The sequence below is a fragment of the Candidatus Endolissoclinum faulkneri L5 genome (assembly GCF_000510265.1).
GTDB classification, from domain to species: domain Bacteria; phylum Pseudomonadota; class Alphaproteobacteria; order Thalassobaculales; family Thalassobaculaceae; genus Thalassobaculum; species Thalassobaculum faulkneri_A.
On sequence record NZ_CP006745.1, the window covers coordinates 1,264,145 to 1,277,711 of the forward strand.

General features: G+C 33.0%; 4 protein-coding genes and 2 tRNA genes. 2 read left to right on the forward strand and 4 right to left on the reverse strand.

The features are described 5' to 3' along the window. Positions 1-830: 830 nt before the first annotated feature. Positions 831-4,325 (reverse strand): transcription-repair coupling factor, encoded by a 3,495-nt coding sequence (gene mfd / locus P856_RS03600; protein ID WP_044215053.1) that lies wholly within the window; start codon positions 4,323-4,325, stop codon positions 831-833. Positions 4,326-5,896: 1,571 nt separating this feature from the next. On the opposite strand from mfd, the gene P856_RS03605 reads away from it, so the two are divergent. Then, positions 5,897-5,973 (forward strand) — tRNA-Arg (locus tag P856_RS03605). Between the two features lie 2,029 nt (positions 5,974-8,002). On the opposite strand, the gene guaB is transcribed toward P856_RS03605, so the two are convergent. Together guaB and P856_RS03615 are read right to left on the reverse strand one after the other, a co-directional pair. Then, on the reverse strand, positions 8,003-9,463 hold the full coding sequence (gene guaB / locus P856_RS03610) for an IMP dehydrogenase (protein ID WP_025300806.1): 1,461 nt from the start codon (positions 9,461-9,463) through the stop codon (positions 8,003-8,005). 152 nt (positions 9,464-9,615) lie between these two features. Continuing rightward, the gene (locus P856_RS03615; protein WP_025300807.1) at positions 9,616-10,338 is read right to left on the reverse strand and encodes an RlmE family RNA methyltransferase; all 723 of its coding nucleotides are present in this window, start codon (positions 10,336-10,338) and stop codon (positions 9,616-9,618) included. A gap of 817 nt (positions 10,339-11,155) precedes the next feature. On the opposite strand from P856_RS03615, the gene P856_RS03620 reads away from it, so the two are divergent. Further along, positions 11,156-11,229, forward strand: a tRNA-Gln gene (locus P856_RS03620). Positions 11,230-13,270: 2,041 nt separating this feature from the next. Here the strand turns inward: P856_RS03620 and rpmF are convergent. Then, the gene (gene rpmF, locus P856_RS03625; RefSeq protein WP_025300808.1) at positions 13,271-13,453 is read right to left on the reverse strand and encodes a 50S ribosomal protein L32; all 183 of its coding nucleotides are present in this window, start codon (positions 13,451-13,453) and stop codon (positions 13,271-13,273) included. Positions 13,454-13,567: the final 114 nt, after the last annotated feature.

The window sequence follows — 13,567 nt, forward strand, 5'->3', positions numbered from 1 at the left end:
ATATCATTTAATAGTAACTTAATACTCAAACATTTTGTTGATTAAATAAAGACAAATTAAATTAAACCTAATAATATTAATTTGAAATGCTAAGACTATTAAGTATTATGTATGGTAGATTATCATCGCGAAATTAGCAATATATTTTAAATATCCCCCCCCCCCTAATAGATAACTAAAAGCATCTCGTTTTCCAGCAAACTTAAATATCTACTTAAAAATACAATATGGCATAAAAGGTCTTGCTTAATTGATTAGAACAATACTACTCCTACACTAATCATTAGATAACAACAACAATAAATAATAATTTCTCATTATCGCATATTTCGCAGTTTATTATCTAATAAATAAACTTTTTCCTTGTTACGTAATAAACTTAAGTAGCTTTCTATGAAGAATTTTAGCTTAATGAAATATTTTTATGATAATTTACAACTAAAGATACATATTAGATATTTGTAATTCTAATGTAATTAATTATTAATATAATTACTGAACAAAAGCAGATAAAAATTAATTGTCAGAAAACACGACATGTCGTTCTGCTTAAGTCGAACTACAGTAGCGTAAGCAAGCAAAAGAATTCTTAATAAAAGATATTAATAAGGTTTAAATTAGAAAGTTTTCGCTAGAAAAGTTAATTAAACTAATTAAAAGCTTTGCTCTTTTAAATCTAATATTACTTTATCTAAATCACAGATTATTAATTTAGTTAATAAAAATAAACTAGATTTATTTTTGCATTTCTATAATAAACAAAAAATCTAATCCTAGAATGCTATCTCACAAAGCGAATAATTCATGCATTAGCGATAAATAAAAAAATGTCACACTGCTAAAGCAACTAATTTTTCCATCAAAACTATGAGCCCACGCAACAACTTCTCCGAATTATTCCAAGCATAACGGTAAACCATTCTATGATCAGAACGGAGATGCACAAAGCCCACCTTCTGCTGAATGAAAGTTATCAGTTTATCGGGGCGCGCAAAGCTATTATTACGGAAAGCAATAATAGCTCCTTTAGGCCCCGCATCTATCTTCTCCACACCAGCTGTTCGACACAATAATTTAATAGTAATAATTTTTATTAGATTATTTACCTCTGCTGGAACAGGTCCAAATCTGTCAACTAGTTCAGCAATAAAACTATCAATTTCATCCTGATTAACTAACACAGCGATACGACGATACAAGCTCATGCGAACCGAAATGTCTGGTATATAAGTGGCAGGAATTAATACTGGCATATTAATAGTAATTTGAGGTGTCCAAGATGTATCATTCTTTACCTTCATCTCATCACCGGCTCTAGTCACATCAACCGCCTCACGAAGCATCTCATGATAGAGCTCAATGCCTACTTCTTTAACTTGACCTGATTGTTTATCGCCCAAGATATTACCTGCGCCACGAATGTCAATATCATGACTAGCTAAAGAAAAGCATGCACCAAGACCGTTAAAAGTTTGCAAAACCTCTAACCTTCGTTTAGCAAGCGCCGATAGAATTTTGGTTGGATGAGTGGTTAAATATGCATAGGCTTGAGCTTTTGATCTTCCCACTCGTCCGCGTAGTTGATAAAGCTGCGCTAGACCAAACATATCGGATCGGTGAATGATGATTGTATTAGCTGCCGGAATATCCAAACCGCTTTCCAAAATGTTTGTAGAGATTAGCACATCGTAATTCCCATCGATAAAGGAACTAATTACGTCCTCTAAATCGTTTGGCGCCATTCTCCCATGCGCTAAACCTATACGAAGGTCCAAAACTAGCTTCAACAAGTTCTTATGTACATGAGCAAGATCTTCGATACGCGGGCAGACATAAAACGTTTGACCACCACGATAGCGCTCACGTAACAGAGCATCTCGAATAACCATTCCATCATATGGCATAACAAAAGTCTTCACTGCTAGCCTATTTACTGGTGGAGTTGTAATTAAGCTCATCTCACGCAAACCGGAAAGCGCCATCTGCATAGTGCGTGGGATCGGTGTTGCAGTCATAGTAAGAACATGCACGGCATCACGCATATCTTTTAGAAACTCTTTTTGACTAACGCCAAAATGCTGCTCTTCATCGATAATGACAAGACCAAGATTGTTAAAATGACTATGATTTGACAATAGTGCATGAGTGCCAACCACGATATTGATATTTCCATTACGCAAACCATCACGAACCTTATTAGCTTCCTTAGTAGAAACAAGGCGAGAAATTTGAGCAACTTTAATGGGGAAACCTTGAAATCTATTAACAAAACTACAGTAATGCTGGCGAGAAAGCAAAGTTGTAGGTACCACTACCGCTACTTGATATCCTTGACCAGCTGCCACAAAAGCAGCCCGTAAGGCAACTTCTGTCTTGCCAAACCCAACATCTCCGCAAATCAGCCGATCCATCGGCCTTGATAATTCCATATCAGCTAATACATCGTCGATTGCTTTAAGTTGATCTTCTGTCTCAATAAAAGGAAATCTGCTACAAAACTTATCATAATTTTCCACCGGCAAACACAACGGCTGCGTCTTACGCAGCTCTCGCTTGGCGGCAATAGTAATTAGCTTTTCTGCCATCTCAAACAATCGCTTTTTGACCTTAGCCTTACGAGAACGCCAACCAAGACCGCCAAGCTTGTCAAGCTGCACCTTAAAATCATGATCACCATAGCGAGATAAAACGTCAATATTTTCAACTAAAACGAAAAGCTTATCGCCGCCAAGATATTCAAGGCACAGCACATCATGAGGCGCACCGCTAATCTCCAAAGTTTTCAGGCCGAGATACCGGCCGATACCATGTTCATGGTGAACGACATAATCGCCTTCTGTTAATGAAGAAATATCACGCAGTAAATGTTTTCCTCGACGTCTTCCCCACTTAGACTTGCGCAACAAACTTTGGCCAAAAATTTCACACTCAGAAATAATAGTTAATTTACCAAGTCGATAACCATGCTTGAGCGGCAACACAGCTGTTGTAACGATTGCGGCAGGCAGAGCCTGAACTGCCTGTATATTAGCGACTAATTCAACATTATTAATGCTGTGTTCATGAAACAAACGAGCAATTAGGTCGCAAGAACCCTTGCTACAAGCAGCTATGAGTACTCTTTGTCCTTGACTAATCTCCTCCATCACTACATCACGTACCCCATCATATAATGCAGAACCACCAAGTGCGCGCGCTTCTGCTAGACTAATACCAGACCTAGCACCAAGATCAATAACGCTATCTGCAGAAGGTATAGCAAAAGGTGTAAAAACTCCCACAACTCGGGTAGACATTAGTAAATCCCATTCAGCTGGCACCAAATACATTGCAGATGGATTAAGCTGACCGTATTTGTTACCGGTCTCTATATCGCTAGAATGTAAGATTTGCCTACTAGTATTATGATATGCAGCTATTTGCTCAAACCTATTATTAATAGACTCTTCTACTTGATGTCCTAGGGTAATAGGAGCATTGCCAACATAATCAAGCACAGTGCTAAGAGTTTGGTAAAAAAGCGGCAACCAATGCTCCATCCCGTTATAGAACCTTCCGGCTGAAACCGCTTCATAAACAGGATCGCCTATAAGTTCTGCACCAAATAGGGAGCGATAGCTAGAACGAAAACGCTGTATCGTAACAGCATCAAGCAGGACTTCTCTCACCGGTAAAAACGATATTTCCTTACAATTACCTATAGTACGCTGAGACATAGGATCAAAGCATCTAATTTCTTCCAAATTATCACCAAAAAAGTCAAGTCGCACTGGCCATTCTGTACCTATTGGAAATACATCGATCGTTCCTCCATGCACTGCGTATTCGCCACATTCGTGCACCGTATGAGATCGATAATAACCGTTGCTTGCAAAAAAAGCGGTTATCTTCTCCAAAGAAATTATCTCACCAAGCTTTAGTGTCATTGTAGAAGTAACAAAAAAACTTTTAGGCGGAACTCGCTGCAAAACAGCATTAACACTAGTAAGTAACACCGCAGGTTTTGCAGTAAGCTTACGCAAAGCAAGCATGGAAAGTGCTTCGATACGACGACCCATAATTTCTTTATTGGGTGAGACTCGATCATATGGCAAGCAATCCCAAGGAGGTAATTGCATTACTTCCAGCTCTGGATCAAAGAAAGCAATAGCTCTCTTTAGTTCACTGCTCATTGTGTCGTCACAAGCAACATGTAAAAGTAGCCCATGAGATCTAGCCAAACAGCATATTGCCTCAGCCTCCACTCCTTCCGGGGCTGAGGCAATGGCCACACGTCCAATATCGATCGGAAAATTAGCAAACAACTGGTTGAAATTGTCAACCATGTTCATTATCCGGTCCTTCTGCTTAAGATTATATCAAGCTCAAGTAGCGCAGCCTATTCAAGAATAAAATCTTTTAAAATATGTAAGTTAGCAGAATATTAATTTAAATATTAATATTCTTAAGAGCAAATATCCTAAATTCTTAAAGATTTATACAATGATCAAAACTATGTATCGGGCAATACACAAAAGTTTATTTCCAAATAATAAATGACAAGCTATGCTAATAGTAAGACTTAATATTAAATACTAATGCCTAAGCGATTGCTATCAATCGCATGAACAAAGTAAAAATGCTTTATAAAAAAAATTTTATATCCCTAGCTTATTTACGTTAGCATTAAAATAATGCATAGAAAAGAGTATAAAATATAAATTATTTAATGTAATCAAGAATATTTTAATTTTGCCGCATAATAAAATACAATCAATACGTCGCAGATTACTTTGAAGTTATCTTACATTAGGCAAGCACTATGATAACACAGCAACAGAATACTTGTTAATTATATCTTGTTAATTATCACCATTATTCAGAAGATCTTAGCTCGATCAATAGTATCTATAAATATCAAAACAAGCGCCACCCAGCATAATAGCTACTTTCGTGATCATATTTCAATAGGTCCATAAATGCAAGCAACTGACTATCCTACATAGTTATATAAACGAGAATAACGCATAAATATACAAAAATTACCTAGCTTAGCCTAGTAAGTAATAAAAATATTTCCGCTTATAATTTCGATAAAAATTTTTATGAAAATAGATTCCATCTATAATTTGCATTATACAAATCTGCTTTTCTAGTAAGTTTTTCTTATTTTTGACAAGCAAATATACATTATATATCAAATTTAGTCTCTAAAATTACATCCTACAGTAGGAATTTCACCCATAAAAACTGTACGATATTTATCCTTCTTATTGAGCTTGTGGTAACACTGGATTATTTGTATACTGGACCAAGAAAATAGTAATATCTACATTAAAATAATCTAGCAAAATAGATTAATAAGTCAACAAGCTATCAAAACAAGAAATGAGTTTTTCTGTAGCAGAATATGTTAGGTTTCTAAAATATAAACTAGCATTTATCTACAACGCCATTCTACTTCTCTATGCTCTCTTTTATTTATCTTGGATGAATGTAACAAAACATTAACTTAAAAATAGCATAGTTGAAAGTTATCAAAATTTCCCAGTTACTTCAAGTTAGCAATAGTTAAGTTGCATGTTAGCCTAAATCTCGTTGCGAACAAAAATATGCTCTCCTTGTCAAAAGAGAAACAAAATAGACTATATTCTATATATGTAATTGATATGTAATTGGTTAATCATCGGTGGTATAATATAACTTTGATAAGTTAACCGTGCTAGAGTTAAAGTTAATATTGACTTAAAGTTAATATTAACTTGCTTGCCTATATTATTTTTTTTGAATAGTAGAATTATTAAATCAATCTCCTATCGCAAAAACTTTTTAAAGTAAGTGATTGCTCTACATAACTAAGGTAGTTAGACAGTATTTGCCTAAACAAGCTGAATGCATATAATATAGTTATGAGTCTGCACCCGTAGCTTAATTGGATAGAGTTCTGCCCTCCGAAGGCAGAGGTTACAGGTTCGAATCCTGTCGGGTGCACCAAATATATTCAACTTTATACGCTTTGTTTTTCTGTCTTCTATTTAAAAACACCCTTTAGATTGTTTCTAGGCTTAGGCGCAACCATATCTAAAGATAAATAAAAAAGCCCTAGTAATATCATTAGCAAGATTGCGTTATTCAATAGCCTTATTTATTTTCATCCTAACTTAAAAGTAAGCTACTCGTTGATTTAAATTATTGTAATTTTAATTAAAAATTAAGTAATTAATCGGAGTATATAAGAAAATTTCTAGATATAATTTTACTCATTAGTATAATTAATAAAATTATGCATTGGGTGATAAGCCCTGCAATCAATAGGTAACTTTTTTAATTTTATACCTAAGCTACAACCACAATAACTGATTAATACAAGCTTTAAAGAAAATCATTATGTAAAATTTACGCATATAAAAAATTAAAACTAATTAATTGGCTAATTGCATACAATTTTTGTAATATTAATGCCGCTAAAAATAATCATACATCAATTGTTTACTGTAAATCAATTGATTAAATACCGTGACTTATAATATTTTGTTGCACAAATAATGCGTTAATTTAATAATACGACGAATAAAAATTTTTACTATATCTAACTAGGTCTTTGCGTTATACTGTGGCAAAATTCTTAATTTTCTTCTTTTTGGCAAGAAACCTAATTTTAAATAGATTCAATATCCGTTATTACATATAACGTTAAGGATATAAGTCTTCAGCAGAAATAATAGTGTGATCAACGCTGCAAAGTAATTAATGGCTTAATTCAAATTGACATAAGAACATTATAAACCTTTGAATAACGTTACAATAGCTGAAATTATTTTTGTGGCTAATTATTAACCTTGTCAACCCATCCAAACTTAACTATAAAGTTAAAAAATAATTAATAAGGCTAATTATGTATTTTAGTCTTATTAAATAAATAAAAAATTTGTGTGTATGCAAAAAATATTTAAATAAAAAATACTTAATTTATAAGCTCTGCTCTTATCTCAAGTGAACCTAGAATCAAACATTCATTAGGATAACTAGGCTAATTTATGCTATAGAGCAAAAATAGAAAGGCAAATATTTTATGAATTAAACAAATATTTGTAAAAATCATAGCAATAATTTTAATACATAAACATAAAAATTATATACATCACTAACTATTAAGCAATATCAGTAATTATAAAATTTTAATATTCACTAATTTGTTAATGCTAAAAATATTAATCTTTTAATATCTCTATCAACCATTTGTATAATGGTATAGTAGTATAAATTGCAAAGCCTAAACAGATTTACATCATTAGTATAAACGTAAATTTATTCTTCTTATTTGTCTACTATGACTCTAAAGATTAAATTGGATTAGCAAACACTAATAATTAAAGATCAATAATTTTGAACCATATATAAACAATATGCCAAATTTACGCTATATGTGAAAGGGGAAATAACTAACTAAAAACTTTACTGTATAACTTTTGTACTAAAAAATTAATACACTAATTAAAATAGTTCCTGCAATATATTAATAGAAAATTAATTTTAAAATGCGCTTAATTATTCAAAGAATTCAGTACTATGTGATTCAATAGCCTTAGAAGACGAATTAATGACAAGTGTCTTCAACATTTAACTTAAGATTTATTCTTATTAATTAAAATATTGTTCAACAATATTGGCTAATGCTTGATTTTTGATATCAACCAACTACAATAACCAAATCTAAAATATGTCATAAACTATAGTAGTGATATAAATCTAGAAACATGCGAAAAAGCAATTAAACTAGTCCACTGACAATAAATAATAAAAACACTGCTATATCACAAATCACTTTAAAGTCAATTAATCGCATTAATTAAGATATGCAAGCAATAAACGATATTTGACTAGCCGTGCTGTTAGTCTAGTAGATGTCAAAAAAAAACATGAGAATCCCTAACCAATCAACTGGTTAACAAAGATTAATTGATGTTGTTATGTTCTGCGCTTAACCTTATCCAGTAACATATTTTATTCCATGATAACACTATTATATATCAGGTAAATAATTTGGCGCTTCACGAGTTATGCTCACATTATGTACATGACTCTCTCTCAATCCGGCATTAGAAATTCTAAGAAATTTAGCATTAGTTTGAAGCTCCTTAATCGATATACAACCTGTATAACCCATAGCAGCTTGTAGACCACCTACAAGCTGCTGCACTAAAACTCCAGCAGGGCCTTTATAAGGCACTTGTCCTTCAATGCCTTCTGGGACTATTTTTAAAGTATCACTAACATCTTCCTGGAAATATCGATCAGCAGAACCTCGAGCCATTGCCCCTATTGAGCCCATGCCTCTATATGCCTTATATGAACGACCTTGGTATAAATACACTTCTCCAGGACTTTCATCAGTTCCAGCTAATAACGATCCAACCATAGCGCAATCTGCACCAGCAGCAATCGCTTTAGCCAAATCACCAGAATATTTAATTCCACCATCAGAGATACATGGAACACCAGCCTCATGACAAACTTTGGAAGCATCTAAAATAGCGGTAAGCTGTGGCACACCAACGCCTGCAACTACACGCGTGGTGCAGATTGATCCAGGTCCTATTCCGATCTTTACTGCATCCGCTCCAGCGTTAATCAATGCTCTTGCACCATCCGCGGTAGCAATATTGCCAGCTATAATTTGGGTATAGTTAGTCAACTTCCGAATTTCTTGTACTGCATTCAGCACGTAATCGCTATGACCATGGGCAGTATCAATAACAATAATATCTACCTCTGCATCAATCAGAGCTTCAGCTCGAGCGATGCCATCATTACCTACGCCAGTTGCTGCAGCTACACGCAAACGAGCTTTGTCGTCTTTAGCAGCATTCGGATGACTCTGCGCTTTCTCCATATCCTTGACAGTAATCAAACCAATACAACGATTTTCTCCGTCAATCACTAATAACTTCTCGATCCGGTTTTTGTGAAGTAAAGCACGAGCTTCCTCTGCTTTTACATCCTTACCGACAGTAATAACATGCTTAGTCATTAGTTCATTGATCGGCTGGTTATCATTAGTAGCGAATCGAACATCACGGTGAGTAAGGATACCGACCAACTTACCGGTACACTTCTGTACAACAGGTACACCGTTAATTCCACATCGCTTCATTAATTCCATCGCTTCAGCCAAAACCGCTTCCGGATGTATAGTAACTGGATTAATGACCATACCAGCCTCAAACTTCTTAACCGCCCGCACTTCATTAGCTTGGGAAGTAATATCTAAGTTCTTATGCACAACACCAATGCCACCTGCTTGAGCCATAACTATCGCAATGCGAGATTCAGTCACAGTATCCATTGCACTAGACAGTAAAGGAATACCAATTTTAATACTGCGAGTTACATAGGTACTGGTTTTGACCCTAGCTGGTAAAACATTAGAACGAGCTGGCTCTAAAAGAACGTCGTCAAAAGTCAGCGCGTCGCGAATATCCATTATACCTCCGTTCGGATCAACAGCGGAGCCATGTATTATGTAATAATTAAAAAGACAATCGATACAAATAATATCATCCAGATGAATGCTAAATTTAAAACTGACTCGTACAAACCTTTTACTTTCTACAAAGTATAATTAATGACTATTAATCAGATAAAACGACGATAGCCAGTGGCAACCAAATAAGTTTCGGAAGAATGAGTTCTACTTGCCTGAGGCTTAAAATAGCGTACTCGCCGAAATTTTTGACGTAACAGAGTAAGGAAATGCTGATCGCTCCCCCCAAGCAAAATTTTAGTAACAAACGCACCGTCATTCGATAATACTTCAATGGCGAAGGCAAGAGCAAGTTCAGCTAGAAGTACAATACGAATATGATCAGTTTTCTTATGACCAGTGAAAGAAGGCGCTAGATCAGACAACACCACATTCACAGGACCGCTCAGCTTTGACCTCAGCAAATCCATGCCGGACAATTGACTAAAATCAGCCAATAATAATTCAGCAAACGGAATAGGCTCAAGCGGTAGTATGTCGATACCAACCACCTGACCATTATGCGAAGCACCAATTCTTTGAACGACAATTTGAGTCCATCCTCCAGGCGCACAACCTAGATCTACAACTCCCTGACCATTACTCAAAAGTTTAAATTTATCATCGATTTCCATTAATTTAAAAGCAGCACGTGATCGATAGCCAAGTCGCTTAGCATCTGCTACATAAGGATCATTAAGCTGACGGTAAAGCCACCGCTGAGAAGAAGCAGAACGCCCATTAGCATGCCTTAGAACATATTTAAGGTGTCTGCTGGGAGATTTTCTTCTTTGGCAACTACTTGAGCCTTGTCCTACTATTCGCTGGAAATTCATTTTAACAACCTACACAAGGAAAATCTTTTTGCAATTAATTTAAAATAGACGCCTTAGACCATTCACTGCAAAACAATCTTATGCAATACTATTATATTTTTAATAAAAATTATCACTTAATTAAATCATTAACTTATTGGGATTTAGGTCTGGTCATATCAGGTAGTAGTAAGCAAATAGTTGTTTAAATTAGCAAATAGTTGTTTAAATTTCTCTAAAAATTTGCTGATTCGCGTATCAATTAATTAAAAAAATTATCATCTACAAAAAAACTAAATAATTTGTGTATTTTTTTCTAAATACCTTAAGCATAAAAAATCTGCGAGAGATTTTACTCTCAGCTGTAATCCAGCTACACTCAGTAGCAATTTGTTTTAAATCACTTACTGTGTCTAAAATTATTAAACGAAGAGGCAATTCCAACTCAAGCAGCGCCCAGCAAAGCAAAAATATAATATCCAGATGACAGTCCGGATAGTAGGTTTTATATTATCAATGTATTTTAGGCAGATACAATAATACCATATGAACATTCAATAGAGGCCTTATCTTTAAAAAAAACAATTTACAATATTTTTATTATAAAATTCATAGCCTTTTACCGTATTGTATCTAATATATAATGATATAATGGTAATTTTTACTATTAACTCCGTAACCTTAAATCTAGAAGTAAACCGGGCATATATAATTTCATTTTTTATTACATAGTGAATTTTACATAGGGAATTATAGTACTACAGTTTGATTATCAATCATATGTTATTGTTCCTTATTGTAGTGTATAATTAACTGTGTATAAGGTACTCAGCACAAATGGGGGATCGTCTAGCGGTAGGACTACGGACTCTGAATTCGTCAACCCTGGTTCGAATCCAGGTCCCCCAGCCAGTTTAACTAAAGAAAACATTTATTTGTTATTATTAAAAACTGATAGATTAATAGTTTATCGCGATCCATCAAATTTACAGTAATAAAATGCTAGTTAGTGGTCGTGAAAATTTGAGATATTTTTCTAAACTTGATTAATAGAATGGAAAATATCTTAACTAAGATTAAGGAATGATCTGCTCTATACGAAACTTTTGCCTTTTTAAGATAGTTTTTTAAACACATCAATTCGCTGTTCACTAAAGCGATACCGAAAATAACTAAAAATCGATTATACTACAGTACTAACAAAACAAGCTTATTAACAACCTTAATTATTTCTTCATTCAAGCTTACTGCTTTTCCTCAACAGAGGAAAGCTGAAGAAATTATTCAAGTAACTGAAATACGACAATACTAATGCTGTGTGTATATAAAAAAAATAATAGCTTACAAATGTATCTCTTCAGTGGCAGAATCTTTAAGAAATAATCTAGATGATAATATAACTGTTGAAATTTGATACAAAAGTTAAAGTTTAATAGAAAAGCTGTACGTCACATAATGATAAATACTAAGTATTGCTAAATAGCATTTTTTATAAAAATTTAACAGATAACTATAGATATATAACAATATGCTGATCAAATAAATAAGCTATCGTATGCATGTATTCTCAACATAGTTAAATCCAAATGCGATGATCTTATCTATCGGATCATTAGTTTCAATAATAGCAATACGTTACGTAAGTAAAGTATTAAAAATTGATACGTTTTATGTTGGATAAAGAACTAATAATTTTTATTAAATAAACACTATCTACATCTTTAGCAAAGCTACTTGTTTGAAGAACTGAACTGAATAATGCAACAAGGGAATCTTTGAACTACAAGAAAAGATAAAACTAGCATGTGGAATAAATTAAGTGATAGTATAAGTAAATATATTTGTTATATATGATCTATAGAATTAGTTAATAGAATAATTCAATAATACTATTTTAAAATCTATAAAATAATTGTTATTATCCATTAGCTAGGTAAATTATTAAGGTTTAGTAATTAAAACCTAATTAATATATGACAAATTTCCGCTGAATGCAATACAAACACACAGAATAAAATTTAATTTATTGAATAAAATATTGAATAAAATTGCGCTTAAAATTTAAACTGATATTTTATTAACGTTAGCAAGAATAAATTTCCATTATAATTTAGTAATTATTATTATAAATATATCAGCTTATTTAAAATATTTATTCATCATCACAATCTATTAGCTAATTTGCCAGACAGACTAACGAGGTTACAACTAAAAGTGATAATTGATATTAAACCAAAGCTAATAAATCAGGTAAATTAAGCACATACACGAAAAAAATAATTGATTTCTTAACCCACAATGTTTGATTAATTTTTATGACAAAATTACATTAAGTCAATGCATTAATAGATGTAATTACAATTAATTTGCTACTCTATAAACTTTGATATAATAACAACAAAAAGTTGAGCATTAGATTAACTTCTAATCTAATATTAAACTAAATAAATGTTAACATAACTAATCAAGGTTGATATTTTTTTAAATTACGAAGAACAACAGCTTTTTAGATAAAACAAATTAAAAAACTAAAAATTCAGAACAAACCGCTCAAAAAAAATTAAAGCGCAGAAAGCCAAGATCCTCCATCGAGAGCTATATTTTTACACCGCAGTCCAATTAAGGATACTTAAGAATAATTGGTAAGTAATTAATTTAATTTAACACTGAAACTGAGATTGTTAAGATACGAAACATAGAGCTAATATAAACAAACAGTAACATACTTCTACAAACCGATCACTGGTCTTTACGAAAGATCAAAATAATTTATAATAAAAGATAATATCACGTGACAATAAGTAATAACTTGTATTATAAGTAATAACTTGTATTATAGTTCGGCTAGATAAAAATACTTAAGCTCCGACTAAAAACTACGGTTAATCTTCTTAATAATTTCTCCCCACTTAAATCTATAAATATTACATATTTATTTCACCTGATCAATATTCTATTTATTTTTAACTTTTATTACTTGCTTACCTCGGTAAATTCCTGTTTTTAGATCAATATGATGCGGTCTATGCAGCTCGCCAGTATCCTGGTTCTCGACATAAGCATCAGACTTCAGCTTATCGTGTGCTCTACGCATGCCACGCTTAGAAGGAGTAGTTTTACGTTTAGGAACCGCCATATTATCAATACTCTACATTAAAACACCATAATCCACTACAGATCAAATTATAAAGCAATAAATACAATTTAGCTAATTATGCAAAATGCTTAAAGGCTCTCTTAATTAAAAATT